This is a genomic window from Nostoc sp. (assembly GCF_036917375.1).
Taxonomy (GTDB): Bacteria; Cyanobacteriota; Cyanobacteriia; order Cyanobacteriales; family Nostocaceae; genus Nostoc.
Window position 1 is genome coordinate 37,724 of record NZ_JBALDN010000089.1, and the last position, 26,745, is coordinate 64,468.

Below are 26,745 nucleotides of genomic sequence, written 5' to 3' on the forward strand. Positions count from 1 at the left end.
ATGAAATTAAGAGAAATCTAAAGATCCTCGACAACTTGTTTTTACAAAGTCGGGGATTTGGTTTCTCATTGTACTTTGATTCAGACGCTTGCGGACTCGCTCTAAGCGTTGGCGCAGCTTCTCGTAGAGAAGGTTTTACGCTACGCTATCCGCTCTTGCGCACAAAATATTCAACTGAATTCTGGCGACTGACATTTTTATTCTGTTTTGATAAATTAGACTTTTCAAACAACCTCTTTAAGCCTTTTCAATTGCTTAAACTTGGTGAAATCGCAGAGGGGTGGTGTGACAATCCAACCGTTTATTCATCAACGCTTGCAAAAGTGGGACGAAAGGTAAGAACACTGTAAATAACGATGTTAGCACTTGGTTCGCGTGGGCGCGAACTAAGCGGATGTGCTGGCGATACTAATGTTAAAAAATGATAAGTTCTGATTGCATTAAATTAAATTTATTAATACGTATCTATCTTAGGTTATAGTTTATTTGGCTTATAAAGATTGATAGTTGATGGTTTTGAACAGCATGATAACTACACTCATACTGGCCATGTTTTACAAAAAAATAAATCTATATGCATAGACGAGCGCCCTTATATTATTTATTTTTAGGAGTATTAACGAGTTCTAGCTGTTTTATCTTCAGTGTAGCAGCCCAAGTTCCATCTAATTCGCAGCAGTCCTCGACTCGGAGTGAAGCTCAAGCTGCTAATTGGTTTGAAGCCCATCGCGCGCAGCCAGGCGCTTTACGAGCATTTGTACAGCGAATGCCGAAGGGAGGAGATATCCACAGTCATCTAAGCGGGGCTGTGTACGCAGAACACTATCTGGAGTGGGCTGCCACCGATGGGTATTGTGTGAATCCAAAGGCGGGGGCTTTAGTTGAACCTAAAGCTTGTGGTCAGGACAGTAGCTATTTTCCAGCCTCAGAATTGTTAAACCGGACATCTGTTTATGATTCCCTAATAAATCGTTGGTCTACTCGCAACCTCCAATTTGCAGGTAAATCGGGACACGACCAATTTTTTGAAGCTTTTAGTGGTTTTGGGCCAATATCAGACTCTATGAGCCGTCGAGATGATATGGTCGCAGAAGTAGCAAATCGGGCAGCTTCGCAGCATATTACCTATCTAGAGTTAATGCTTACCGTTCAGGGCAGTGAGGTTCGACAGCTAGGGCGTGAAGTTGGTTGGAATAAAGATTTGCAAGAGATGCACCGTCAATTGCTCAAACGAGGATTAAGCAAGCTAGTGACATTGGGCAGCCAGCAAATTGCACAGTTGGAGGGCGAAGTCTCGAAAACACTCGGTTGCGGCACTCCATCAGCACAGCCTGGATGTGTAGTCACGGTGCGCTATTTGCAGCAAACGACAAGAACAAAGTCGCCTGTTGAAGTGTTTGCTCAGTTAGCTTATGCCTTTGCACTAGCTTCATCGGAAGAGCGGGTAGTTGGCATCAATCTCGTCGCTCCAGAAGACAACCCGATTGCACTGCGCGACTACACTCTGCAAATGCAAATGCTGCAATTTTTAAAACGCCAATTTCCCGATGTCAAGGTCGCGCTCCATGCTGGAGAGTTAACTCTGGGGTTAGTTCCCACAGAGGATTTACGTTTTCATATTCGGCAAGCTGTAGAAGTGGCACAGGCATCTCGCATCGGACATGGCGTGGATATTCTTTTTGAGGAACGTCCCTTCGAGTTGATGGAGCAAATGCGGCGACTCGGCGTGTTGGTCGAAATTTGCCTGACCAGTAATGAGGTCATTTTGAATGTCCAGGGAGATCGGCATCCTTTTAGGGAGTATTGGAAGGCTGGAGTACCAATGACCCTTGCTTCAGATGATGAAGGTATTTCCCGCATTGATTTGAGTCATGAATATCTGTTAGCGGCAACGAGATATGGACTGGGATATAAAGACCTCAAGCGACTGGCTCGCAATAGCTTAGAATATAGTTTCGCTCTGGGAAATAGTCTTTGGAAGTCGCCTGAGTTTAAGGCAATGGTTCCAGCTTGTGCAAGCGATACCCCTGGTGAAACCTCTGTTTCTCAAGGGTGCAGTGCTTTTTTGCAAAAGAACGATCGCGCGCGGATTCAATGGCAGCTAGAGTCGGAATTTGCTCGGTTTGAGCCATTGCAGAACTCGCTTTGATAGCCATTGGTAGCTTAAGTAAATTGCACGGTACAAATGAAGCTGAGTTTGCAATGTTAGTTAGCGATCGCCAGTTTACGCCTTGTTGTAGAGACGCGATGAATCGCGTCTTCTTGATATAACCTCTGCAATGCTGATGAAGGCTATATATCGGCGCATTTATGGATTGAAGTGTTTTGGAGAGCGATCCTCATCGCGTTTTAGAAAGAATGGCGATCGCAGCATACTCTGTAGGCACTAGTTGGTACAGTGCAGTTATATAAATTGTGCTCACATTTTTAGCAGCCACAAAAGTTCTCTCGTAACATTCAACATTCATTCTTTTGTAATTTGCATTCCAAAATGCAAATCTACCAAGGGCGATAATGCCTAATGGTACAATAACAGAAGCATGAAAGCGTGAATAAAAAACTCCTCATTTCTCCCCAAGAACTCACGTCACTGCTAGCAGAAAAATCATCACACACTGTCATTATCGATACGCGAAGTCAAGAAGATTATGATATTTCTCATATTTATCAAGCCATAAATATTAGAGATTTTTTCACCTATCTTTTAGAGAATTCCTCTTCAGCAGGATTAAAGGAATTGCAAGAGTATTTTGCAGAAATCATGAGTAAGGTAGGAATATCTGGTACAGAACATTTAATTGTTTATGAAGATGCTTTAAATAAAGGTTATGGTCAATCTTGTCGAGCAGCTTTCTTACTGAAATATTTGGGTTGCGCTCAGGTATCTATTTTACATGGAGGATATAGAGCATGGCTTAAGGCAGAATTACCTACTACCGATGAAGTACCGAAGCGTGAAAGCAGTATATTTAGATTGCATCCCAATGCTGACATAATGGTAACTACCACCGAGATGTTGCAAGCAATTGACAATCCAGCAATTATTAAATTAGATGTGCGCGATCGCAACGAATGGCTTGGGTTGAGTTCTTCTCCTTACCATCCTGATTTTTGTCCTCGCAAAGGTAGAATCCCTAACTCTGTATGGTTAGAATGGCATCATCTAATGAATTCTGAATCGGAAATCCCTACGTTCCGATCGCCAGATGAAATCCGAGAAATTTGTCAGTCAGTAGGCATTACTTCGGAGTCCATTGTCTACATTTACTGCTTTAAGGGTTCCAGGGCTGCGAACACATTAATAGCCCTTGAAGAGGCGGGAATTTCTACTAGAAATTATTTTGGCTCTTGGAATGAATGGTCTCGTGATTTTTCACTACCAATTGATAGCAGAGTCATGCAATGAGCGTATAAACTTCAATTGATTCTGACTCCTAAATTCTGAATTTTTATTCAATCAGACATCAACATTTATCTGTTCTATCTGTCTAGCGGCTTTATCCCAAAGCTTTGCTGAAGTCTCATCTTGCCAATGAGTTCTCAGATTTTCCGCTTTTTTGTGACATATTCGTTCTAACATTTCTAATATTGCGGATAATGTCAGTTTATTAATTAATGATTCTAAAATCTCCATATATTCTTTTTGCATGATATTTACCTCCTTAATGTCATCCAATATATGCCAACAAAACCCACTTGTTCTTAACCTATGCATTAAGATTCGTTGCGGAATGGTACTAATATTTTGTCAGCTTATATATGCAGTTTAACCTATTGTGAATACTCAATAAACATGCTTTGCACGGTACAACACAAAAGTCTGATGTCTACTTCCAAGCTAGAGAAACTGTCAACCTTTACTATCTAGCTTGTGCAGACATCATCCAGAAAGTATGGATGAATTTGCTATTTTAAAGTGAAAATCTTTTCTAAATATCAGAAAACTTGGCAACAGTTTGCCAAATGAGGGAATGGACATTGGAAGAGGCAGAAGTGGAGACAATACGGTTCGGTTAAAGGGTAAAGGAGAATAAAAAGCCTTTCCCCTTTTCCTCAAACCCTATTCTGAGTTCAAAATGCTTATCCGAACCTATTGGAGGTGGAGAGGGGAAAGATTTATTGCAACTTCTCCCCTGCTCTCCTCATCTCCCTATTTCCCAGTGCCTATTTACTAGAATGCGACTTTTCCGGCATGACTATATTAGTATGGCTTGCCTTGCCATTTTTGCCGTTACTATTTCCGTTACCATTGCGGGGATGGATGACACCGTAACCGCCGTGGTTACGTTCGTAAATTACATTAATCTCTCCAGTTTCAGAATTATGGAACATATAAAAATCGTGTCCTACGAGTTGCAGTTGTTCTAGAGCTTCTGCAACAGTCATCGGCGGCATAGAAAAATATTTGGTGCGGACGACTTCGTTGGGCAATTCAGCGGTGCGATCGCCAATCAAATCTGTTACTATCGACTCTGGAATAACTACTTCTGTTGGTTGAGTATGAGTTTTGTGGTCTTGACGCCGTTCTTTATATTTCCGCAGTTGACGGGCAATTTTATCTGCAACTAAGTCAATGCTGGCATATAGGCTCTCGCTGCTTTCCTCGGCACGAATAACGCTACCATTAGCATAAATAGTTACTTCAGCCGCTTGTCTTGGATTAATTCGGGGATTCCGGGCGACGCTAAGATGCACATCCACTTCATTTGTAATGCTTTGAAAGTGACTAACTGCTTTTTCAATTTTTTGATGTACATACTCGCGAATCGCATCGGTGATTTCAATATTTTTGCCGTGGATGACAAGCTTCATGTAATACTCTCCCGCTGAATATTTTAGATGTGTGAATTTGCTTTGTATGAAAAGAAATTGCGGTAAGGTTTATTACTCCCGCCAAAACAAATTGTGAACTATATTGTATCTACTGCTGTTAAGCTGTCTCTCAGCTTACTCCATCTGAGGAATTGTCAAGTATACCCTTGATTTACCTCCTCATCTCTGCGCTGATGTCTAATTGTATATCCAATTAGCACTTTTGAGTGAGGAAATGTAATTGTAGCTCCTATGACTACCTTTTTCTTTAAAGGAATGCTTACAGAACTGTTGATATTTGCTCCTTCTGTGTTCGATTGAGGTTTGCTTGCTGTTGTTCAAGAATACAAGGCTCTGTGGAAGTTTGATTCTGTTTGAAATGCAAACAATTATATTAAAGTCATCAGCCAGTACATTCTTCCTTTTTGTCTTGGCATAATGCTTATTGCAGAGAATTCCTCCTAAAACCTATTGAGGTTATATATTCAAGCTAGCACTTTGTATTTTCTAATGCATGTTCCCTTGACTTTCCTTTAAAATCCTTTGCAAAGCTTGACAATTGTTGATTGTAATCCTGTAACTTGAAATATATTTAGTTCTTTATACGGTTGAATTTTGGCATGATCCATAGTATAAAACCACAAAAAAACATTTGTTTGTTGTATAACCAAGGATTAATGCCTTACTTGGAAGCTCATGGATGGCAGCGATCGCTTCTGAATGAGCGCATTCACGACCCAAGTTTAGATGACGCGTTAATTTTGCTAGAACATCCACCTGTCTACACTTTGGGACAAGGAAGCAACTCAGACTTTCTCAAATTTGATATTGACAAAGATCGGTATGATGTGCATCGAGTTGAAAGAGGCGGCGAGGTTACTTACCATTGTCCCGGTCAACTGGTGGGCTATGCAATTTTAAATCTGCAACGTTATCGTAAAGACCTCCATTGGTACTTACGGCAACTCGAAGAAGTAATAATTCGTGTATTGGCAGTTTATGGATTGCAAGGAGAAAGAATTCCGGCTTTTACTGGCGTTTGGTTGCAAGGGCGAAAAGTTGCAGCTATTGGTATTAAAGTCAGCCGTTGGATTACTATGCACGGCTTTGCGTTAAATGTTTGTCCAGACATGACAGGCTTTGAGCGCATTGTCCCCTGCGGTATTTCTGACAAACCTGTAGGCAGTTTAGCTGAATGGATTCCAGGTATCACCTGCCAAGAAGTACGTTTTTACATAGCACAATCTTTTGCGGAAGTCTTTGGCGTGGAATTAGTAGAATCTCAGCCTCAAGGATTTTTCCTGTCTGAGTAAATTCAGCTTGTAATATGTAATAAATACTATAGCAGTCCTATTTAAATTGTGAGACACTTATGAGAGTAGTCCATATTTAATAGTATCAAAATAACTATTTAATACTCATTTGAAAAAAGAATGCGATCGATGCAAATCTAAAAAGCCAGATTAAATCAGACTTTTTGCATTTTGAATTGGTATAACTGCGGTTGTCAAAGCTAGAATTTGATTATTTCTCAATTTTTATACTAACTTTTTACGGCTGTCAAGCACAACTTTGCGCGTGAATTACTCAAATAATCTCCAGCTATATGCCCCATCGATAACATCTCTCAGAGAACGTGATTGGACAGCTTTGATAGAACTATTTGATAGAGACGACGGTGATGAAATTGAAGCCGACATCAGCGGTAGTTTATTTTGGCTAATACCTGAACCTTGTTGGGAAGACGATCCCTTTGATTTTTTGCGCGAGTATCTTTAATGAGTGATGAGTGATGAGTGATGAGTAATGAGTAATGAGTAATGAGTTCAAAAGAAGCCTTTAATTTATAACTCTTAACTCCTAACTCCTAACTCCTAACTATCTAACGTTGAGGCGACTTAGGAAAATACGTAGGCGATCGCTTTGGGGATTGGTCAGCACTTCATAGGCTGGGCCTTGTTCTGTCACAATACCTTTGTCTAAAAATATCACTTGATGGGCTACTTCTTTTGCAAATTGCATTTCATGGGTGACAACTACCATTGTCATCCCTTCTGTGGCTAATTGTTGCATTACTTGCAGAACTTCACCGACGAGTTCGGGATCTAGGGCGCTGGTGGGTTCGTCAAATAGCATGATTTGGGGATTCATACATAAACTACGAGCGATCGCTACTCGTTGCTTTTGTCCGCCAGAAAGTTGTTCGGGATAAGCAGAGGCTTTGTCAGATAAACCAACTTTTTCTAAATATAATCTCGCTAGTTGGGCGCTTTCTTTTGGTGTTTTACCCAAGACTTTACGCGGTGCGAGTGTCATATTTTCTAAGACGCTGAGATGGGGAAACAGGTTGAACTGTTGGAAAACCATGCCTACTTGCGTTCGTAGTTGCCGCAGTTGACTATAGTTTACAGTGGGCCGGGATAAGTTAATTCCGTTGATGATTAAACGCCCGTTGTCAATGGTTTCTAGGCGGTTGAAGCAGCGTAGTAGGGTACTTTTACCACAGCCGGAAGAACCAATAACTGCAACGACTTCTCCCCGATTGATTTCGCCGGTGATTCCTTTGAGAACTTTGAGGGAACCAAAGTTTTTTTCAATATTGTCAAAAATAATGGCGGGGATGGTATTGTTCATTACTTATATCAAGCTGTTCTAGAGTTGATTGTAAGGTTTTTAACGAACCGCAGAGGCGCAGAGAGGGAGAGAAAATAATATGGTTAAATTTTGTTTTATACGCTGGTGTGTGGTTGTAGGTTTTTGCTGTTTGTTACTGACTGGCTGTGGGGTGAATCATAGCGCGAGGAAAACTTTGCGGGTTGCTACGGAACCGGCATTTCCACCTTTTGAGTTTCAAGCAAAAGGTGGCGAGTTGCAGGGATTTTCCATTGATTTAATGAATGCGATCGCTTCCTCTGCTAACTTTAAAGTGAATTTTCAAAGTCTGCCTTTTGATGGCATTATCCCAGCTTTACAAGCCAAAACGGTAGATGCGGCCATTAGTTCGATCACGATTACAGAGGAGAGGGCGAAAACTATTTCTTTTTCCCGTCCTTATTTTAAGGCTGGGTTAGCGATCGCTGTTCGCGCAGACAATCAAGATATTACTAGTTTTGACAGTCTCAAAAATAAAAAAATTGCGGTACAAATTGGTACAACTGGGGCTGCAAAGGCTAAGAGTATTCCAGGAGTGCAAATTCGGAGTTTTGATTCAGCACCTCTAGCCTTACAAGAATTGCTCAATGGTAATGTGGATGCGGTAATTAATGATGCACCTGTGACTTTATATGCCATTAATACGGGCAATCTTCTGGGAATTAAAGTAGTACAGCAATTGCTAACAGAGGAGTTTTATGGAATTGCTACAGCTAAAAACTCGGCGAATTTGACATTGATAAATGATGGCTTGGATAGGGTGCTGAAAAATGGCACTTATTCCAAAATTTACCAAAAATGGTTTAAAGTTGAACCGCCATCGCTACCAGCTAAATCACCATTTGAGAATCAAACTAACGCTAGCGCACCTAAAATATTAACTTCAATTAGGGTGATTTTGCAGGCTTTTCCAAGTTTATTGTATGGTGCATTGGTAACGTTGCAATTGACAATTTTTTCTGTAGTATTTGGTTCAATTGGTGGTTGCTTAATTGGTATTGTTCGCCTTTCTCATATTGCACCTGTGCGTTGGTTGGCGAGGGCGTATGTAGATTTTTTCAGGGGAACACCTTTGTTAGTGCAAATTTATATGATTTACTTTGGTTTACCAGCAATTTCGCAAGAACTAGGTTTTACATTTACTTTTGATCGCTTGGTAGCTGGGGTAATTGCTTTAAGTTTAAATAGCGCTGCATACATTGCCGAAGTTGTTCGTGCTGGGATTCAATCCATTGAACCAGGACAAGCAGAAGCAGCCAAATCATTAGGTTTGAGTTCTGTGCAAACTATGAGTTATGTAATTTTTCCCCAAGCTTTCCGGCGGATGATTCCACCTTTGGGGAATGAGTTTATCAGTTTGTTGAAAGATACCAGCTTAGTTTCTGTGATTGGGTTTGAAGAATTAGTACGTAAAGGACAGTTAATTGTTGCTGACAACTATCGCGCCTTTGAAATTTACGCAGGTGTAGCGGTAGTTTATTTATGTTTGACGCTACTTTCTTCCCAAGCATTTAGCCGATTAGAAGCTTGGATGAATCCCATCAAGCGCTGAGAGACTTTCTAAAATAATTTATTAAAATTCAGACAATGATAATCAATATGCTTGTAAAGCTGATTTTTTGGGATAGGTAGCAGTTGGGGGTTAAAATCCTTAAAAGAAAATCAAACTTCATAAAATGTGCTCTAATATACCTTTTTTTCAGGTAATTCTAATCGATTGTTTAATTTAACTTAATACTTTGCTACAAATCCAATAAAAAAGTTATGCAAGATCAATCAGATAACAATATGGTTATCATAGATTTGTAATCATTAAGAAATGTAAATAGTAACTATAGTTGTTAAGTTAATTTAACTTAATGATTTCGTGCTTGCTATTTCAGGGCTGATGCATCAGCAAGCTTAAGTTTCAATTACAACTCAGTAAATATGTTTGAACTATTCAATGCAAGCTTAGTTTCCGCTGCATTGTAAGAATTTACATTGCCAGCCAAAAATTAAAAACTTTTCATTAGAGGAGAAGCAAATGAGAAATTTGAAAGCAATCATAGACAAATCCTCATTGACTAGTGAAGTACCGGCATCATTTGTGGTATTTCTTGTCGCCCTTCCTCTTTGCATGGGTATTGCGATCGCTTCGGGACTTCCGCCATCTCGCGGCTTAGTTACAGGAATAGTAGGCGGAATTATTGTTGGTGCTGTTTCCGGTTCACCAATGCTTGTCAGTGGCCCTGCTGCTGGGCTAGCTGTGATTGTTGCAGAAATAGTTAAAGAATATGGCATTGAAATGGTTGGGCCAATTTTGCTGCTAGCGGGTTTAATTCAATTACTCGCAGGTATATTTAAACTTGGCCAGTTGTTTCGCGCTATGTCACCGGCTGTCATCTATGGAATGCTTGCAGGTATTGGGATATTAATCTTAGCTTCCCAATTTCATGTCATGCTAGACGACCAACCGCGTATACACGGCATTGAGAATTTAATTTCTATTCCCAACACCATTTACAAAGCTTTGTTTCCTATTGATGGTAGCGTTCATCACCTTGCAGCACTCATAGGTGTAATAACTATTATCAGTCTTCTGCTGTGGGAAAAATTTAAACCCAATAGTTTAAAGTTGATACCTGGTGCGCTTGTCGGCGTTGTAATTGCCACCGTGATTGCTACAGTGTATCGATTACCGATTCAGTATGTTGATGTACCTGGCAATCTGGCACAAGCAATTCAATTACCAACACTTGCCAGCTTACCACGCCTAATTCAGGCACCAGTTTTGCTAGATGCGATCGCGATCGCATTCATTGCTAGTACAGAAAGTTTACTTTCAGCCGTAGCAGTAGATCGACTGCATACCGGGACAAGAACCGATTTCGATCGCGAATTAACAGCCCAAGGAATTGGCAACATTATATGTGGGTTCTTGGGTGCTTTGCCGATGACAGGAGTGATAGCCCGCAGTTCTGTAAACGTAGAAGCTGGTGCTAAAACCAGATTATCGACAATACTTCACGGCCTATGGCTGTTAATTTTAGTAATTGCAGCCCCAACCTTGCTGAAAATAATTCCCATTTCTAGTCTGGCAGCAATTCTAGTTGTTACTGGTTACAAACTAATCGAAGTAGAACATATTCGCCAGTTAAAGAAGTATGGACGTTTTCCTCTGGTGATATTTGCTGCCACTTTTATCGGTATTGTTGTTACTGACCTCATCACAGGTGTTTTAATTGGTATTCTGTTGACAGGAGTTTTACTAATTCACAAAATGTCTGTGCTGAATATCCAAATGATTAAGCACGAAAATAATCAGCGAATAGACATTTATTTACAAGGCGCGGCAACATTTGTGAGGCTACCAAAATTAGCGAACATTTTAGAACTGGTGCCTCCAGGAAGTGAATTGCATATTTATATGCAAGACTTGGCTTATATCGATCACTCTTGTCTAGACTTACTATCAGTGTGGGCAAAACAACAAGAAAAAATGGGAAGCACCTTAACTATGCAATGGGATCGTCTGATAGATCGTAATCGCAAACCATTTACTCTGTAGTAGTCAAGCTAGATTGAATTTGCTTCAGGGTAGGGTATCACAGCTGTGCTACCCTACCAATTGTTTGTATTCTATGTAATCAGCCAAGGGTTAAGATAGATTTTATATATAGAATTTGAATTGAGTTGCGCCTGAATAAAACAAAAAAATATGACAATTCTCAACGCTCGTAATTTATCCTTAGAAGAAGTTCAACGTCTGTTTGGCTTTCAAGAACAGTACAGTGACTCATTTTCTAACTACTTATCTTTGGAACCTCTCCTCGAAGTTGAACAACAAGAACTTCTGCAAATTAGAAATGACTTTCGACGCTACCTGACAGCAGGTAAAGTTTCTGAAGGTCAGGTTAAGTTTCTTGCAGTTGCGCCTTTACTAAGATTAGCTGGTTTTTATCGCTTTAAGCAAAGTATAGTGTTTTTAGCTGATTTGCTTGAGAACTAACGCCCTAAGTCCGATCGCAATACACTTGACCAAAGCTACGATCGGGATTAATCTCAATCACTAAATCTACCGCTGTCGCATCTCTTACCAACGGCGTGATGAATAATTCCGGGTGAAGCGATCGCCAAAAATAATTGACAAATTGCTCTATCTCTGCATTACTCATTCCCGACTTACCCGCAGCAATCATCTGTTGTTCCGCCTGTTTGCGCCACTCTAAAGAACAGCGGTAATCAGTGGGATAAAGCACAATTAAACTGTCTAATCGCTCCCACAGTGGTAAATAATCGTGGAGGCGAAGATTCATCTCACGGGCAAATGCTCTATCTTCATCTGTGACAATTGGCGGCGGTGCAGTATCAAATAAATTAGGGTCGATTGGTCGCACACCCACAAACCAACCTTCAAATAGTACAATATCTACATCCGTGACCATTTCTGGATTAGTGCGATCGCCAGCACCTCCATAAGCTGATTTATCAAAGCGAGGAAGCATTACGGGGCTTTGCAACTCACGGATTTGATCTACTACATTTAAGCCTAAGTCTATATCGTGAGTTCCCGGCGGGCCGCGCCAAATTAAGCGGGGATCTTGCTGTGTCAAAAGCAAGCGATCGCTGTAAGTTTTATATAAGTCATCCAAAGATAAACTCACAGTCCTGTATCCCAAATGATCGAGAATCAAAATGAGAATTTTGGACATTGTGGTTTTACCAGTACCTTGTCCTCCCAATATTCCTTGAATCAGGGGGTGTCCCAACTGTTGGCGCTGCGATGCTAGTTTGATTCCCAAAGGCAGCCACAAGTCCCACAATACCTGTAACATTTCCTGGGGTTGTACTTGGAAAGTCGCTTGACAGAATTCGCTAAAAGCTGGGAAGACAGATTTTAGTAAATGCGATCGCCTTTCGATCATTTCATCAACATTTTCCGGCGCGATCCCAAAAGCTTTAGCCCTTAACCGATCTGCCAGCGCTGCTTCTCTTGCTTCTGGCTTCCAAGTTTCTCCCACCCCATTGGTTGCTAAAACACTCAGCCACAAATTCATAAATTCTCCATCTGGCTACGATCCCAGCTTAAAAGCTTCGAGAAACAGGCTGTAGATGAAACCAACTTTGAGGAGATTTAGTGAGTCTACCAAGAGCGATCGCCTTTCCAAAAAGCTGCGACTGTAAAATATTCTGCTGGTAATTTCCGTCAACAGTACTAAAAAACCAGCTGCTACAATGTCTAACTCTGCCCGTTGTCCAGCTGTAGTGGAAACTGCGTTTCCCAGAAAAAAACCGAACAAAAAACTAATTATCAGCAACGATAGCCGTCGCCAAGGATTTAAAAACCATTGCCCAAAGCGTGTAGCAATGGCATCGAACAAGTTATTGAGACGAGTGTTTTGCATCAAAGGGACTTCTGGGAAAAGTCAAGATATCTTGAAATATGTCTATATTAATGTAAGAAGGATATTGGTTTTAGCATCAGCTTGTTTGTTACTATTGTAGATATCTACTGGAATTGCAGTGTTTATTCAAATTTGACCATTCTATCATCTTCTTCAGAAATACAGTTTCTTAGAGGATGTTTGGAAACAATAAATATTTAGTTTGATCCCCACATTCAAGCCTTAAAAAATGGGAAAATGATTCAAAATTCCCCTTTTTTAAGGAAGCTAGTTCGTTAAGGGGGTTTGCTGACTTGTATTCATGTTATGGAAATAAGCTCCTTGTAGCGTCTCCCAACAGGAGAATAAACTTGCGTAGATTTAGAAAGGAGGATCTCTAAGCACTGACCTTTAGCCAAGGACGCCTTGTTGAGGCTGCTAGCGGTTTCAGGAAACTTTTATTTTTTTTATCCAAATGAATTGGTTCAATAGGTATCAAATTATCTTTTTTTATCCATACTTACGGTCAAAAACCAAAGTAATGGATGTCTGTACCTCTTGTTTTTCAAACATAAAAGAGATTATCTACTTCAAATATTTTTTAATCAAAATGATATTTATAATACATGGCGTTGCTAATTTTAAGAAAGTCTATATTCGGCTATTTTGTGTGATTGCCTTTTGGGATAATAGGCTACTATTTGGTCAAGCCTAAACAAAATATTTATTTCTAAATAACTATCAATATGAAATCCTCAGTGTATCGTAACGTCGGTATTACGGCTTTGTGCTTGGGGCTGCTTGTTGCTTTAGTGGGATGCCTTGGACTGAGCGTATCCTTTGAGCCCACTAAACCAGATACAAACTCAGACACATCTTCACAACTGCCAACAGAAACTCAAGAGTGGCATACAACTTCGGTTGTACCTGAAAAAAGTATTTCCACTAGTCTATCTACTCCAGTACCTACCCCAACCAATCGAGTAGAACATAGCAGTAAAGAGAATACTTATCCTGTCCTAGCAGAGCGTGATAAATCAACAAGCATTGCCAAGGATCGAGGTACTTTGCGAATGAGCAATCAAACAAATCAGCCTGTGCGGCTGGTTCTACTGGCAAGAGAGTCAGTAGCAAAAGGAGCTAGTAAAAAACAAACTCACTACGATGTACCGGCACATTGGGATTTTGCTCCCGAAGAAGGTAGTGAGAAGGGACTGGTTCTATCCCTACCCCAGAATAATTTAAAGCTGGAAAAGGGAGATGTTTTAGTTGCTTTTGCACAAGATGGTTCCCGTCGTTACTGGGGCCCTTATATTATTGGCGAAACTCAATTACCTAAGTGGAATTCCCAAAATAGAGAATGGCAACTTGTGCTGAGTCAATAGACTTATTGCAAAAGTGCTTTTTGCACTCTTGGGGGAAAAGGGTAAAGGTTAAAGGGGAAGGGGACAATACAGAACCTTTTCCCCTTCCCCCTTACCCTTTTCCTACAATGCCAAGAAGTCTAATCAATATGCTCAAACCTTTATTCTTACATTCTTACCCTACAGTTGGTAAAGTGTTAGGTAATGGATAAAGGAAAATTGTTGAATTAAAAACTCCCAAGAACAAAAGATAGATAACCAACGACTATTGATTAGTGATTGTTGACTATTGACTAAATGAGCATGAAATTGAGTGTTAAGCACACTGTTGATCGGTGGTTCAACAAAATAGCAAAAAATCCAGCCCTGAGTCTAACTGTGTCGATTTTGTGGTTGATAGTGGTTGGCTGGGTAGCTTTTGGGTGGAATTTGGGCAACATTGGCTTAATTGATGAGACAGAGCCGCTCTTTGCCGAAGCTTCCCGCCAGATGTTCGTTACAGGTGATTGGATTACCCCATTTTTCAATGGTGACACTCGTTTCGATAAACCTGCTTTAATTTACTGGTGTCAGGCGATCGCATATCATCTGATTGGCGTGAATGAATGGGCAGTACGTCTCCCTTCTGCGATCGCCGCATTCGGCTTAGTTTGTTTAGGTTTTTACACCATTCAGTGGTATCTAGCTAAACAAGATGAATTAGAGCAAGTTTCACGTCCTACTCGTCGCTACTTAACATCTTTTATAGCAGCCGCGCTGATGGCACTCAATCCCGAAACTATTATTTGGGCGAGAACGGGTGTCTCTGATATGCTGCTCACCGGATGTATGGCATCGGCTTTGTTATGTTTCTTTCTAGGGTACGCGGGGAAGGACGGGAGCAGGGGAGCAGCACTTCGGCTACGCTCAGTGACCGGGGAGCAGGGGAGCAGGGGAGCAGAATTAATCACCAATGCCCAATCCCCACTTGCCCTGAGCGAAGCCGAAGGGATGTCCCATGCCCTATTCCCTAATAAGTGGTACTTAGCTTTTTATGTGCTGATTGCTGGCGCAATTTTGACAAAAGGGCCAGTGGGAATTGTTTTGCCGGGGATAATTGTTGCCGCCTTTTTGCTTTACGTGGGTAAAGTGCGAGAGGTGTTGCGGGAAATGCGCCTTCTCGTAGGTATACTGATAATTATAATTTTGTCAGTACCCTGGTATGCTTTAGTAATTTGGCGCAATGGCTGGAATTATATTAACTCCTTTTTTGGTTATCACAACCTGGAACGCTTTACAGAAGTAGTTAATGGTCACTCAGCACCTTGGTATTTTTACTTTATAGTCGTGCTGTTGGGTTTTGCACCATACTCAGTGTATTTACCAGCATCTATAATCAGATTAAAGTTTTGGCAGCGATCGCATTGGCGATCTGTTGAACGTTTTCAGCAATTTGGTTTATTTGCCTGGTTCTGGTTTGCTAGTATCTTTGTCTTTTTTTGCATTGCCGTTACTAAACTCCCTAGCTACGTATTACCTTTAATGCCAGCAGCAGCAATCCTGGTAGCCTTGTTGTGGAGCGACGTTTTTTCAGATACAAAGACACGGCAAACAATTCCTGTTTCCCCCTCTCCCACTCTGTCTATCTCGGCGTCTTTGCTGCGAATAAGTGGTTGGGTGAATGTAGTATTTTTATCAATTCTGGCAACAGCACTGCTCAACATCACCCAAATATTAGGTACCGATCCAGCGATAAGTAACTTCCACGAACTAATTCAACAATCTGGTTTACCAGTAATCGCGGGTATAATTTGGCTAGTTTCTGCTGTTTTGGTCGCGGGTTTATTATTGAGTCGCCGCTGGAACTACATTATCAGTATTAATTTAATCGGGTTTGTGGCGTTTGTAATTTTTGTCTTAACGCCTGCTTCGTTCTTTATCGATCGAGAACGTCAATTACCCTTAAGGGAATTGTCTGCGGTCATTCTAGAAGCAAAACAACCAAATGAAGAATTGATCATGCTTGGCTTCAAAAAGCCTAGTGTGGTATTTTACAGCCACATCCACGTAAATTATTTAAAATTTCCCCAAGAGGCTGTAGAGCATATTAAAAACCAGGCTGCTAAAGGACTAAAACCTTCCTCAGTGCTGCTGTTAGCCGAACAGAAAAAGTTTTTACAAATGGAATTACAGCCAGATGATTACAAGAATTTATCAACCAAGGGTGCTTATAACTTGGTTCGCGTTCCTTTTAAGAAAATGAAAAAAGAAAAAATAGACATATCATAATTTGTCATTAGTCATTAGTCCTTTGAGAATAACTAATGACCAATGACTAATGACTCCATTAACATTTGCTATTGTAACCGTTGGCAGCTAAAGCTTGATTGATCTGGCTTAATAGGTCTTCCATTGAGATCGATCGCGGTAAGATTTGGGTAGCGATCGCACCAACAACAGTTTCTATTGATTCCACACTATTCTTCTTCTGCTTGTCAATTTGCTGATAAGCTACCCCATCCTGGAAACTGGTTTGTGAGCGATTTAATCGCTGATTTAGTACCAAAATTGGTGGCAACTTTAAAGGCGAATCTCCCAATGTTTTCAGTGCTTTGAGCACATCTTTGTGGATAGAGGTTTCTCCTAAACAAATTAGCAATAAGTCAACGCTTTCGTGGCGAATCTGTTGCAATACTTCTGCCCAACAAGGACTCATCGCTGCTTTGAAGCCTGCTGTTTGCAGGTATTGAATTAAAGCTTGGAACCACTCAGATCCCCGTTCAGCAGTTTCACTACTAATTGAGCAATTTTTTTCTGTCCGATAACCCTTAGCTGGTTTACGTCTTACCTGGGGGAAATCCCGCAGCATTGTTAAATCCACTACTAAGATGTTGGGAGGGCAGCAAATACCAGAAGCAATTTCTAGTACTGATAGTAAGGCATCTGTTTTTTCGGTGCGACTGCTGTTGTCTTTCGCAAATGGTGTTAAGTAAGGAAATACAGATAGCCCTGGTATTTTAGAAGCGATTAAGGTAGTTGCAACATCGCAAGTAACCAGTGGTATAGCTGCTAAACGTGGATGTCCAATTAGTTGTTGCAAATAAATTTGGGCGGTGGTACTTTCGACATCTAACAGAATCACGTCAAACTGCCATACCCGCGCCAAAAGTTCTGCCTGATCTAGGTCATCTACTTCAATCACCCGATGTTCTCGAAGTGAGGGGTGGGGATTGACCGATTCTAACTGGGGATTCACTAACCTGAGAATTCGCAATGGGGTTTTAGTTGGGATAATTGCACTATTATTTGACCCTATCTGCGGTATTACTTGTGCAGTACATAATTTTTCGAGAACTGGTGCTAAGACCTGATGCTCTACTGGCAAACTTAAGAAACCATCGGCTCGATTAGCAAATGCTTGCTCCTTTTCCGCTCCCGTCGCGGTGACAATTACAGATATATGACGGGTTGCGGTGTCAGATTTTAGTAAAGTCAGTACATCCCAACCTGATAGCAAGGGTAGCAACGGATTTAAAAATATCGCTATTGGTTGCAAGCGTCGCGCTTTTTCGACTGCTTCTGTCCCCGATCGCGCAATCACTACCCGATATCCTAAACCTTTGAGTTGTTCGGTCAAGTCTTCAATATATCGGGCTACTGCCTCGACTACCAAGACCAACCGTTGCGAACTCGCAAGATGATGCTGTATGGGCGTACTAACTTGCTGACGAGCGGCGGCGGAGTTTTCCCGTGTCGGTTGGTATCGTGTCTCCTCGTCTTCTCTGATTCCCATATCTGGTTCCGAAAAGCCTGTTTTCGGAGGACTGGGCGGCAGAAGTAGGGTAAACTGGCTACCTTTACCTTCACGCGATAAGAAGCTGACATCTCCTCCGTGGAGGCGAGCCAAGGCGCGAGTTAATACTAGCCCTAAGCCAGTGCCTTCAAATTGGCGGGTGAGGGGATTTTCTAATTGTTGGAATTTTTGAAAAATTAAGTGTTGCTGGTGTTCGGGAATGCCAATACCTGTATCCCAAACTGTAAAGGCAATCCATCCTTCCCAACGACTTACCCGCAGCCCAATTTCGCCAGATATTTCGGTGAATTTAAAGGCGTTGGAAAGTAGGTGTACTAGCATCTGGCGTAAGCGCAATTCGTCTGCCACCATCTGATCTAAACCTAGTTCAATGGAAAGACAGAATTGAGGAGCAGATGAACGGGCATTTGCAGGTGGCGGGGCAGATGTCGCTTTGGTGGTTTGAGTGTGGATAGCTTTGGCTTCCGCTAGGGCGCGATCGCACACAGCCCGAATTTTCACCGGAGTCAGCGTCAAATCCATTTGTCCCGTCTCCATCCGGGTCAAATCTAAAATGTCATTGACAACACTCATCAGGTGGCGTCCGCTTTGATGAATCAGTCCCGCATAACGGGCTTGACGCTCGTTAAGTTCTCCCAACTGCTGATCCACAAGCAAGCGCGATAATCCCAAAACGGCAGTTAGGGGAGTTTTGAGTTCATGACTAATACAAGCTAAAAACTCGTCTTTTAACCGATTTAGTTGAATTAAATCGGCATTCTTCGCTGCTAGTTCTTTGCAAAGTTGCTGCTGTTCTGTGACATCAGTAGCTAAAACCAACCACAAATCAGTGCTGAGTGCAATTTCCTCTTGGGCACTCATCACTTTAAATTCAGGACTATCTAAAGGAATTTTGGCAAACTGCCAGATTCGCTCTTGACCATTTTGCACTTCGACAACGCAAGTACAAGTACCCACTTGACTATCTAAATAGCATCGGCTGTATGCAGCATCACCTGATGCTTCTTGCTGAATCAGCTCTTCTTCACCACCATCTTCATTCTCCCTACCATTGGGATGAACCTTGATTGCTGGTTGAGTGACATATTCTGCTATTTCGGAGCGTTTAGGGACAAGTATTGCCTCCACTTGTTGCCTAACCCCTTCTGGATCTTTTAAGGTTCCTAGTTGCTGCCACCAGGCGGGATTTCGCGCTACCACTTCGCCAGTACCCGTTTGCAACATCAAAGGCCAAGGCAGTCTTTCTAGCAAGTGTACCAGTGGTTGATGTCCTAATGACTTGGGTTCATTTGACCCACCATCATATTCATGGCGATGTTCGCTAGACTTTTGTAAGCCAGCCATACGTTCTTGAGCCAGCGATCGCAACAGGCGCGAACTATCCAGTAGCCCCAAATATCGACCCTCAGAGTCAATCAGCGCCCAATCTAAGTTTTGGGGTTTTTCGACTTGTGAATCGCACCAGCGCAAGCTTAATCGCTCTACACGCTCCGAAGCTGATATTGTCTGTATTGGCTCAATTAGACCTTGACCCCAGGTAGAGAGCGATTGGTGTAAATTTAGATTTTTATCGTCACTTTGTGCTAATAATTTTGGGATTAAACGGGCAGAATACAGCAATCCGATGGGGCATTGCTGTTGATTCACTACTACCAAGCGATCGCACTGCTCTTGCTCAAAAATCTCTAACACCACTGCCAGAGAACTTGTTTGGGGGCAGCTAGGTACGGTTGCCTGAAAGTCATAAAGCGGGTAATCTAGCATTAACATAGGGATTTGGGGGTCATTCTTCCTGTGGAACCCTCCGGCATTTCCATCTGCCAGTTGATGGTCTTTTCGCCTGAAGTCATATCCTTTAAGAAGACTCATATAAGCAACTCTGGTTATTTCAACGCCATTAAAACAACGGGATTTCCCCTAACGGACACGGGAATTGCAAACGAGTGCATTTTTCCAAGAGGCGACGCAACGTTTCTCATTTCTAGCAACTAGCCTCTCCAGTGTCTTACTGGTATTTAAACTCCTCATCGATAGCGACGGCTAAAACAATTATGGCCCCAAAGATTCGCTTTAGAACCTTGAGGAATTATAATGATTTGGAATGCGACAATCCTTTAAGTTCGTTTAAGTATCTTATCAAGGAGCAAAATAAAAAAATCTATCTATTTATATACATAGATATGTAAATCATGAGTTAATTACTGTGTCTTGCTATGCCGACGGATACCTCATCATCAAACACCTACTAAGTTCTACCAGTTAGTTGCTCTACTAGAATGTTGAGTGCCTAGCACTATCTGCTCGCATAGAGCGTTATTTTGGGGTGAAATCAGCAGTTTACTGCACACGCAGTATTCCCCTACAAGCTTAACCAAACTTATCAGCCCGCGTTTCTTGGTCAGGGCGATCGAGGAGATATATTCAAGAATAGATGTTATTACCGATATTGATTCTGCAATCTAATGTTAACAAATGCTTAAATAATCCAGTTGACTTAGCCAACCTCAAAGGTTTGAGTAGGTGGCTGGGGCAATTGATAGACGCAATTATTGCCCAATTTTGCTGCTTACCTGTTGCTGTAACAAGCTCTGGAACAATCAACTATTTACCAAATTGGCTGCTACTAAATCCAAGTAAGGCATACACTCTTCAGTACGTTTATGTATTTGCCAGTCAGATGCAAAAAAGCCAGCAGTATTTTCAGGAGATGACTCCGGCAGAAAGAGAAGGATTATTAAGACAGCTTAAAATAGATTATAGCCTGATTCTTATAGATTATTTTACTACAGACAAAACACTCAAAGATAAAATTGATAAATTTATCAATACTATATTTTATGCTAATATTCCTGTGCCCCAAATAATCGAAATTCACATGGAGATAATTGAAGAATTTTCTAACCAGCTTAAATTAGAAGGTAGGAGCAATGAAACTTTACTTGATTACCGCCTAACGTTAATAGATATCTTGGCTCACCTGTGCGAAGTCTATAGGAGTTCGATTTCTAGATAAAATAAATATAAATTTATTGTTCTGTATTCAACTTGGAACAAGCTACAACTGTGAGTGAGTAACGATGCATGGAAAAATATTGCATTTCTCTAATTATGAATATTTATTAAGTATATGAATAAAGCCAGAAAAACCTACGTTCTCAAGCTTTACGTAGCAGGAAACACCCCGAATTCAGTCCGGGCATTAAAAACACTCAAAGATATTTTAGAACAGGAGTTTGAAGGTGTTTATGCTTTAAAAGTGATCGATGTACTGAAAAGCCCGCAACTGGCGGAAGAAGATAAAATATTGGCCACACCAACATTATCTAAAATTTTGCCTCCTCCCGTTCGCAAAATTATTGGGGATCTTTCAGATAGAGAAAGAGTGTTGATTGGATTGGATTTGCTCTATGAAGAACTGAGTGAAGAAGACTTTGAAGAGTAAATTTTTCATCATAAAAAATTGAGTCAAAACTTTAGTAATAAAAAAAACAGGTTTTAATCCCCTTTTGTTATCAAGCAATGAGCGAAAACGAGCAAGTAGAACCAAAACAACCACCGATAATTAGGGGTGTAGAAAAAATTCGGACTATGATCGAAGGGTTTGACGATATTAGTCATGGTGGTTTACCAATTGGTAGAACTACCTTGATTAGCGGTACATCCGGCACAGGTAAAACCTTATTCTCTCTTCAGTTTCTCTATAACGGTATCACCTACTTTGATGAAGCAGGAGTATTTGTAACCTTTGAGGAATCACCAAGTGATATTATTAAAAATGCCAATATTTTTGGTTGGAACTTGCCCCGCTTAATTGAAGAAGGCAAGTTGTTTATTCTTGATGCATCTCCCGATCCAGAAGGTCAAGATATCGTGGGAAATTTTGACCTTTCTGCACTCATTGAGCGCTTGCAATATGCCATCCGCAAATATAAAGCTAAACGAGTTTCAATCGACTCAATAACAGCAGTATTTCAGCAGTATGAAGCGATGGGAGTCGTGCGACGCGAAATTTTTCGTCTGGTAGCACGCCTCAAACTACTGAATGTCACCACTGTAATTACCACTGAACGTAGTGAAGAATATGGGCCCGTTGCCTCTTTCGGAGTGGAAGAATTTGTTTCCGATAATGTAGTAATTGTTCGCAACGTTTTAGAAGGAGAACGCCGCCGTCGCACAATTGAAATTCTCAAATTGCGCGGTACAACTCACATGAAAGGCGAATATCCCTTCACGATTACTAATGAAGGAGTTAACATCTTCCCACTTGGAGCAATGCGCTTGACTCAACGTTCTTCTAATGTCAGGGTATCTTCTGGTGTCAAAACTTTAGATGAAATGTGCGGTGGGGGTTTCTTTAAAGATTCAATTATTTTGGCTACAGGAGCCACAGGTACTGGTAAAACCCTGTTAGTAAGCAAATTTATTCAAGATGGCTGTCTCAATGGAGAACAGGCAATATTATTTGCTTATGAAGAGTCACGCGCCCAACTATCTCGTAATGCTTCATCTTGGGGAATTGATTTTGAAGAATTAGAAGATCAAGGTTTACTCAAAATAATTTGTACCTATCCTGAATCAACTGGTTTAGAAGACCACTTACAAATTATTAAATCAGAAATTGCTATTTTCAAACCCGCTCGGATTGCTATTGATTCTCTATCAGCACTAGCTAGAGGAGTTACGAATAATGCATTTCGGCAGTTTGTAATTGGTGTGACAGGTTATGCTAAACAAGAAGAAATTACTGGTTTCTTTACTAACACAACCGACCAATTTCTAGGAGCGCATTCGATTACTGACTCTCACATTTCCACGATTACCGATACAATTCTGATGCTACAGTACGTAGAAATTCGCGGAGAAATGTCGCGGGCAATTAACGTATTCAAAATGCGCGGGTCTTGGCATGATAAAGGAATTCGTGAGTATAATATTACTGCTGACGGACCCGAAATTAAAGATTCTTTCCGAAACTACGAACGGATTATCAGCGGTGCTCCTACTCGCGTTAGTATCGATGAAAAGGCGGAACTTTCTCGCATTGTTAGACGTTTTGAAGACAAACAGAGTTCCGAACCCTAAATTTAGTATCGTAGTATATTCTTTCCTAAGTTTAGTATCGTGCTATATTCTGTGGTGAAGAAAGGTTTTCTGCCGCTAGATTGATTTTCGTGTGAGGGATGCGGTGAAAGGACAGCAATTTTTTTATAGCTTCTTACCTGGTGTAACGGCAGCGGTCTTAACAACTGGGCCTGCTTGGGCTGGTACTGCGAAACTAACTGGGGTACAACTGGCGTCTTCTCCTAGTGTTTTGACTTCTACTTATGGTCAAGGCTTGGTTGTAGACACCATAAATAGGCAACTGCCTAACAGTGCAAATGTTAGTGTTCCAACCCTATTACCTGCTTTGGGTTTTACTAAACTTAGCGTGAAACCTTTAAGTAATAGTATTCCAGTATTTACGGCTGAAAATACTGTTGTACCAATAAAACAACTACTTAAGAAAGATAAAGGTAGATTTTTCAGTTTGACAGCTACCTCTAATCCTTCCCAAGCTCAAAAGAACCAAAAACAGAGTAATTCAAGTGCTTCTGGGCAGAAATTAAAGAAGATATTAGTTCCTAACTACACTTCAAAACCTCTTTCTGTCCAAAAAGAAATTTTGTCCCTGTCTTCTGCACAGCAGCCAGTGGTTCAAAAGATAAATACTGTTACTCCGTTACAAACATTTTTACAAACTTCAGCTACAGGTGCAGGAGCAGCAAAACTGTTGTCAGCGCAGAGGTGTCCACAGGAGTTGAGCAAAAGCAAAACTGACTCCTTAACTGTGCTATTAACCTCAAGCACCTGCTTACCACAAAATGCTATTGGTCGCTTGGCTCAGAGTAATACCACGATTCCGGCAGATTCGACGCCAATCACTGCGCCAACAACCGTAACTCCAGCACCAGGGGGTTCGACGCCAACTCTAATTGCGCCGGGAACTGTAACTCCAGCACCAGGGGGTTCGGTGCAACCTTCTACTGTGCCAACAACGGTAACTCCAGTACCGTCAGGGGCGGTGCAACCTTCTACTGTGCCAACAACGGTAACTCCTGTGCCGTCAGGGTCGGTGCAAATTCCAAAGAACCTGATTCCTAACTCAAATCCCTTACAATTTCCCACCAAGCCGGAGGAAGTGCAACTTCGAGGAAATCAGCCGATTACTTTGGCACAGGCTTTGGAGTTAGCACGGCGTAACAATCACGATCTACAGGTGTCCTTATTGGAGCTAGAACGCAATAAAGCGGCTCTACGCGAGGCGCAAGCGGCTTTATTGCCCACTTTGGGACTTAGCACGGATCTGACTCGTAGTCAGTCTTCTAGCAGTCAGCTTCAGGACGAATTAAACGGGCGAAATGGCTTACTGTCTAACCAAGATCAACCCAGCACATCTTTTTCTGGTCAAGCACAACTTTCATATAACCTTTATACTTCTGGGAGAGTGCAAGCTAGTATCAGAGCGGCTGAAGAACAGGTACGTTACTATGAGTTGGCTGTAGAAACTCAGTCTGAGACAATCCGTTTGAATGTTGCCACTGATTACTACAATCTGCAACAAGCGGATGAACAAGTACGTATTAGTCAGTCGGCTGTAGTGAACTCTGAGGCTAGTTTACGTGATGCAGAAGCTTTAGAGCGAGCTGGGGTTGGTACGCGGTTCGATGTGTTGCGATCGCAGGTGAATTTAGCAAACGCCCAACAAAATTTAACTAATGCTAGATCCCAGCAGTCAATTTACCGTCGTCAATTAGCAACTCGGATCAGTTTGCCGCAAGGAATAAATATCAGTGCCGCTGACCCTGTACAATTAGCTGGTCTTTGGAACCCAAGCCTAGAACAAAGTATTGTGTTGGCTTATCAAAATCGTCCAGAACTGCAACAGTTTTTGGCACAACGCAATAGTAGCGAGCAACAGCGTAGACAAGCTCTTGCAGAACTAGGCCCTCAAGTTAGTTTGGTTGCTAGCTACGACCTGCTAGACCAGTTCAATGATAATGTCAGCGTTACTGATGGTTATTCATTCGGAGTTAGGGCAACCCTAAATTTGTTTGATGGTGGAGCAGCAAGAGCAAGAGCAGCTCAACAGCAAGCTAATATTGCGATCGCAGAAACTCAATTTGCCGAACAGCGCAACCAAATTCGCTTTCAGGTAGAACAAGCCTATTCTACCCAGCAATCTAGTTTGGAGAATGTTCAAACCGCTAATACCGCTTTAGAACAAGCCAGGGAAGCTCTACGTTTAGCGCGTTTGCGATTCCAAGCTGGTGTAGGTACTCAAACTGATGTGATTAACTCTGAAAATGACCTCACACAAGCTGAAGGTAATCGAGTCACAGCAATTTTGGATTACAACCGCGCTTTAGCTCAGTTACAACGGTCTGTTACTCTTAGAGCATTCCGCTAATTAACTGAAACTCAACTGAATCAATACTTTTGACTGCTGCTGTGTTTATCGGGGCATTACACAATCTAGTAACGTTTCTGATTAAAGCTAGCTAAAAGCCTCATTTATTCAGTGTATTTACTGGAAAGATGAGGCTTTTTAGTCCAAAAGGCAGTATTGTAAATTGTGATACCAATTTAAAAAAAGACAAATAGACCATTTGTAGAGACGCGATTCATCGCGTCTTTACCCAAGGATGTGTTGCAATCATTAATTGAATTGGTATGATTTTTTAGAAATTCTTTAGCGATCGCTAAAGGATAAGGGTCTGCTCAATACTGTTCGGTTAAGGCAAGAGACGCGATGAATCGCCGTCAAGACAATAATCGGTCTTTTGTCTTGACGGCGATTTATCGAATCTTTGCGATCTAAAATTTTCATCAAAAAATCTTAACCAAACCGTATTGAGGGTCTATTATATCTAGTCCGAGAATTTTACTCCCCCTCTTCCAGTAACAAAAGTTTTTCGGTTCCTCTGAAAAGAGGGTTGGAGAGAGGTAGTAGGGAAGGAATTGTTTTTGTGAAGTATGTATTGGACTTAACAGAGAAGCGCTATAGTCAAATTGGGACTAACATAACTGAGTGTTCGATCGCTTGCCTTGTCAAAGACTCATGACTAAAGTAACATCTCAAGAAATTGCACAGTTTCGCTCTCAATTGGCAGACGATCCTAGCGATATGGAAGCGCTGGATTTAATTGAAGACTGTGATGGAGATTTGGAAGATGCAGCGATGACGCTAGCTATCCGAGCAGGACAACAACCAGAAAGAGCAAATTCCGAGTGGTTAGATGCCTTGGCTAGAAAATGGCGTGTGGTCATTTGCGAACAAGAATATCGAGAAGATTTGCTTAATACTTCTCTTGTGAAGATGATGGAACATCTAAAAACAACGCCAACATTTCCTAAGATTTTGGCAACGCCAGTTTTGCTATATGTCCTCAAGCAAGGCATAAACAATTTTTGTGAGCCACTAGATTTGCTAAAATGATCGGCCCGCGTTTTAATCGTGATATTAAAATCACGGCTACGCAAACATAGACGCAAAGCGGCTTCAAAGCCCTTAATCTGACCTTAGTCCGTGCAGACAGACTAGCCTCTGGAAAGAATTTCACTGCGTTTGTGTAGTCCTTCTAGTAGTTCCCTTTCGTAACGCAAGCGGGGTAAAGGAAGAAGAGGGAAAAGGTTAAAGGTTAAAGGGGAAAGGGAAGAAAATCCCCTTTACCCCTTCCCCTTTTCCCAGCCGAAGGCGTTTCCCTTTACCCAACCTCCA

At 41.5% G+C, this 26,745-nt stretch carries 21 protein-coding genes and 1 pseudogene; 15 read left to right on the plus strand and 7 right to left on the minus strand.

Features of this window, described 5'->3' with window-relative positions:
- The first annotated feature begins 574 nt into the window (after positions 1 to 574).
- The 3 genes from V7K45_RS22730 to V7K45_RS22740 all read left to right on the plus strand — a co-directional run bounded on the left by V7K45_RS22730 (position 575) and on the right by V7K45_RS22740 (position 3,406).
- On the plus strand, positions 575 to 2,149 hold the full coding sequence (locus tag V7K45_RS22730; protein ID WP_335007246.1) for an adenosine deaminase: 1,575 nt from the start codon (positions 575 to 577) through the stop codon (positions 2,147 to 2,149).
- A complete protein-coding gene (locus V7K45_RS22735) occupies positions 2,146 to 2,271 on the plus strand; it encodes a hypothetical protein (RefSeq protein ID WP_335007247.1) in 126 nt (41 codons plus the stop codon). Before V7K45_RS22730 ends, V7K45_RS22735 begins: the two co-directional genes overlap by 4 nt.
- Positions 2,272 to 2,548: 277 nt before the next feature.
- Positions 2,549 to 3,406 (plus strand): sulfurtransferase, encoded by an 858-nt coding sequence (locus V7K45_RS22740; RefSeq protein ID WP_335007248.1) that lies wholly within the window; start codon positions 2,549 to 2,551, stop codon positions 3,404 to 3,406.
- A 51-nt stretch (positions 3,407 to 3,457) separates the two neighbouring features.
- Here the strand turns inward: V7K45_RS22740 and V7K45_RS22745 are convergent, their stop codons facing one another.
- Together V7K45_RS22745 and hpf are read right to left on the minus strand one after the other, a co-directional pair.
- Positions 3,458 to 3,649, minus strand: coding sequence for a hypothetical protein (locus tag V7K45_RS22745; protein WP_099099305.1), 192 nt, complete (start codon positions 3,647 to 3,649; stop codon positions 3,458 to 3,460).
- Between the two features lie 515 nt (positions 3,650 to 4,164).
- On the minus strand, positions 4,165 to 4,812 hold the full coding sequence (gene hpf, locus V7K45_RS22750; protein ID WP_335007249.1) for a ribosome hibernation-promoting factor, HPF/YfiA family: 648 nt from the start codon (positions 4,810 to 4,812) through the stop codon (positions 4,165 to 4,167).
- Between the two features lie 620 nt (positions 4,813 to 5,432).
- Between hpf and lipB the strand changes: the two genes are divergently transcribed.
- Together lipB and V7K45_RS22760 are read left to right on the plus strand one after the other, a co-directional pair.
- Positions 5,433 to 6,125, plus strand: coding sequence for a lipoyl(octanoyl) transferase LipB (gene lipB / locus V7K45_RS22755; protein WP_335007250.1), 693 nt, complete (start codon positions 5,433 to 5,435; stop codon positions 6,123 to 6,125).
- Positions 6,126 to 6,390: 265 nt separating this feature from the next.
- The gene (locus V7K45_RS22760) at positions 6,391 to 6,591 is read left to right on the plus strand and encodes a hypothetical protein (protein ID WP_322670805.1); all 201 of its coding nucleotides are present in this window, start codon (positions 6,391 to 6,393) and stop codon (positions 6,589 to 6,591) included.
- Between the two features lie 99 nt (positions 6,592 to 6,690).
- Here the strand turns inward: V7K45_RS22760 and V7K45_RS22765 are convergent, their stop codons facing one another.
- The gene (locus V7K45_RS22765; RefSeq protein WP_335007251.1) at positions 6,691 to 7,446 is read right to left on the minus strand and encodes an amino acid ABC transporter ATP-binding protein; all 756 of its coding nucleotides are present in this window, start codon (positions 7,444 to 7,446) and stop codon (positions 6,691 to 6,693) included.
- A 79-nt stretch (positions 7,447 to 7,525) separates the two neighbouring features.
- On the opposite strand from V7K45_RS22765, the gene V7K45_RS22770 reads away from it, so the two are divergent.
- The 3 genes and pseudogenes from V7K45_RS22770 to V7K45_RS22780 all read left to right on the plus strand — a co-directional run.
- Entirely contained in the window at positions 7,526 to 9,016 is a 1,491-nt protein-coding gene (locus V7K45_RS22770; RefSeq protein WP_335007252.1) for an ABC transporter permease subunit, read from the plus strand.
- A gap of 474 nt (positions 9,017 to 9,490) precedes the next feature.
- Positions 9,491 to 11,014, plus strand: coding sequence for a SulP family inorganic anion transporter (locus V7K45_RS22775; RefSeq protein ID WP_335007253.1), 1,524 nt, complete (start codon positions 9,491 to 9,493; stop codon positions 11,012 to 11,014).
- Between the two features lie 150 nt (positions 11,015 to 11,164).
- Positions 11,165 to 11,428: pseudogene (locus tag V7K45_RS22780) on the plus strand (restriction endonuclease subunit R); the annotation flags it as partial.
- 31 nt (positions 11,429 to 11,459) lie between these two features.
- Here V7K45_RS22780 and V7K45_RS22785 read toward each other — a convergent pair.
- Both V7K45_RS22785 and V7K45_RS22790 read right to left on the minus strand, forming a co-directional pair.
- Positions 11,460 to 12,503 carry a glycerate kinase gene (locus V7K45_RS22785; protein WP_335007254.1) on the minus strand — a complete coding sequence of 348 codons (1,044 nt, stop codon included), beginning with the start codon at positions 12,501 to 12,503 and terminating at the stop codon, positions 11,460 to 11,462.
- 15 nt (positions 12,504 to 12,518) lie between these two features.
- The gene (locus V7K45_RS22790; RefSeq protein WP_334853753.1) at positions 12,519 to 12,851 is read right to left on the minus strand and encodes a DUF565 domain-containing protein; all 333 of its coding nucleotides are present in this window, start codon (positions 12,849 to 12,851) and stop codon (positions 12,519 to 12,521) included.
- A 725-nt stretch (positions 12,852 to 13,576) separates the two neighbouring features.
- Here V7K45_RS22790 and V7K45_RS22795 point away from each other — a divergent pair.
- Together V7K45_RS22795 and V7K45_RS22800 are read left to right on the plus strand one after the other, a co-directional pair.
- Complete coding sequence (locus tag V7K45_RS22795; protein ID WP_335007255.1) at positions 13,577 to 14,215, plus strand: hypothetical protein; 639 nt, start codon at positions 13,577 to 13,579, stop codon at positions 14,213 to 14,215.
- Between the two features lie 276 nt (positions 14,216 to 14,491).
- Positions 14,492 to 16,462, plus strand: a complete 1,971-nt coding sequence (locus V7K45_RS22800; RefSeq protein WP_335007256.1) for an ArnT family glycosyltransferase — start codon at positions 14,492 to 14,494, stop codon at positions 16,460 to 16,462.
- 58 nt (positions 16,463 to 16,520) lie between these two features.
- Here the strand turns inward: V7K45_RS22800 and V7K45_RS22805 are convergent, their stop codons facing one another.
- Positions 16,521 to 19,856: an ATP-binding response regulator gene (locus tag V7K45_RS22805; protein WP_442942035.1), complete on the minus strand. Its 3,336-nt coding sequence runs from the start codon at positions 19,854 to 19,856 to the stop codon at positions 16,521 to 16,523.
- A gap of 562 nt (positions 19,857 to 20,418) precedes the next feature.
- On the opposite strand from V7K45_RS22805, the gene V7K45_RS22810 reads away from it, so the two are divergent.
- From V7K45_RS22810 to V7K45_RS22825, 4 genes are all read left to right on the plus strand, one after another.
- On the plus strand, positions 20,419 to 21,000 hold the full coding sequence (locus V7K45_RS22810; protein WP_335007257.1) for a KaiA family protein: 582 nt from the start codon (positions 20,419 to 20,421) through the stop codon (positions 20,998 to 21,000).
- A 114-nt stretch (positions 21,001 to 21,114) separates the two neighbouring features.
- Entirely contained in the window at positions 21,115 to 21,429 is a 315-nt protein-coding gene (gene kaiB, locus V7K45_RS22815) for a circadian clock protein KaiB (RefSeq protein ID WP_099099291.1), read from the plus strand.
- A gap of 77 nt (positions 21,430 to 21,506) precedes the next feature.
- Complete coding sequence (kaiC, locus tag V7K45_RS22820; RefSeq protein ID WP_335007258.1) at positions 21,507 to 23,069, plus strand: circadian clock protein KaiC; 1,563 nt, start codon at positions 21,507 to 21,509, stop codon at positions 23,067 to 23,069.
- Positions 23,070 to 23,172: 103 nt separating this feature from the next.
- The gene (locus tag V7K45_RS22825; protein WP_335007259.1) at positions 23,173 to 25,434 is read left to right on the plus strand and encodes a TolC family protein; all 2,262 of its coding nucleotides are present in this window, start codon (positions 23,173 to 23,175) and stop codon (positions 25,432 to 25,434) included.
- Between the two features lie 282 nt (positions 25,435 to 25,716).
- Here V7K45_RS22825 and V7K45_RS22830 read toward each other — a convergent pair whose 3' ends face one another.
- A complete protein-coding gene (locus tag V7K45_RS22830) occupies positions 25,717 to 25,854 on the minus strand; it encodes a hypothetical protein (RefSeq protein WP_335007260.1) in 138 nt (45 codons plus the stop codon).
- 231 nt (positions 25,855 to 26,085) lie between these two features.
- On the opposite strand from V7K45_RS22830, the gene V7K45_RS22835 reads away from it, so the two are divergent.
- A complete protein-coding gene (locus tag V7K45_RS22835; protein ID WP_335007261.1) occupies positions 26,086 to 26,463 on the plus strand; it encodes a hypothetical protein in 378 nt (125 codons plus the stop codon).
- Positions 26,464 to 26,745 lie beyond the last annotated feature (282 nt).

Coding starts and splice junctions, on each gene's coding strand:
- V7K45_RS22770 (WP_335007252.1), top strand. CDS start 7,526: ATGGTTAAATTTTGTTTTATACGCTGGTGTGTGGTTGTAGGTTTTTGC.
- V7K45_RS22775 (WP_335007253.1), top strand. CDS start 9,491: ATGAGAAATTTGAAAGCAATCATAGACAAATCCTCATTGACTAGTGAA.
- V7K45_RS22795 (WP_335007255.1), top strand. CDS start 13,577: ATGAAATCCTCAGTGTATCGTAACGTCGGTATTACGGCTTTGTGCTTG.
- V7K45_RS22805 (WP_442942035.1), bottom strand. CDS start 19,856: ATGAGTCTTCTTAAAGGATATGACTTCAGGCGAAAAGACCATCAACTG.
- lipB (WP_335007250.1), top strand. CDS start 5,433: ATGATCCATAGTATAAAACCACAAAAAAACATTTGTTTGTTGTATAAC.
- V7K45_RS22810 (WP_335007257.1), top strand. CDS start 20,419: ATGTTATTACCGATATTGATTCTGCAATCTAATGTTAACAAATGCTTA.
- V7K45_RS22765 (WP_335007251.1), bottom strand. CDS start 7,446: ATGAACAATACCATCCCCGCCATTATTTTTGACAATATTGAAAAAAAC.
- V7K45_RS22785 (WP_335007254.1), bottom strand. CDS start 12,503: ATGAATTTGTGGCTGAGTGTTTTAGCAACCAATGGGGTGGGAGAAACT.
- kaiB (WP_099099291.1), top strand. CDS start 21,115: ATGAATAAAGCCAGAAAAACCTACGTTCTCAAGCTTTACGTAGCAGGA.
- V7K45_RS22835 (WP_335007261.1), top strand. CDS start 26,086: ATGACTAAAGTAACATCTCAAGAAATTGCACAGTTTCGCTCTCAATTG.
- V7K45_RS22830 (WP_335007260.1), bottom strand. CDS start 25,854: ATGAAAATTTTAGATCGCAAAGATTCGATAAATCGCCGTCAAGACAAA.
- V7K45_RS22790 (WP_334853753.1), bottom strand. CDS start 12,851: ATGCAAAACACTCGTCTCAATAACTTGTTCGATGCCATTGCTACACGC.
- V7K45_RS22745 (WP_099099305.1), bottom strand. CDS start 3,649: ATGCAAAAAGAATATATGGAGATTTTAGAATCATTAATTAATAAACTG.
- kaiC (WP_335007258.1), top strand. CDS start 21,507: ATGAGCGAAAACGAGCAAGTAGAACCAAAACAACCACCGATAATTAGG.
- V7K45_RS22730 (WP_335007246.1), top strand. CDS start 575: ATGCATAGACGAGCGCCCTTATATTATTTATTTTTAGGAGTATTAACG.
- hpf (WP_335007249.1), bottom strand. CDS start 4,812: ATGAAGCTTGTCATCCACGGCAAAAATATTGAAATCACCGATGCGATT.
- V7K45_RS22800 (WP_335007256.1), top strand. CDS start 14,492: ATGAGCATGAAATTGAGTGTTAAGCACACTGTTGATCGGTGGTTCAAC.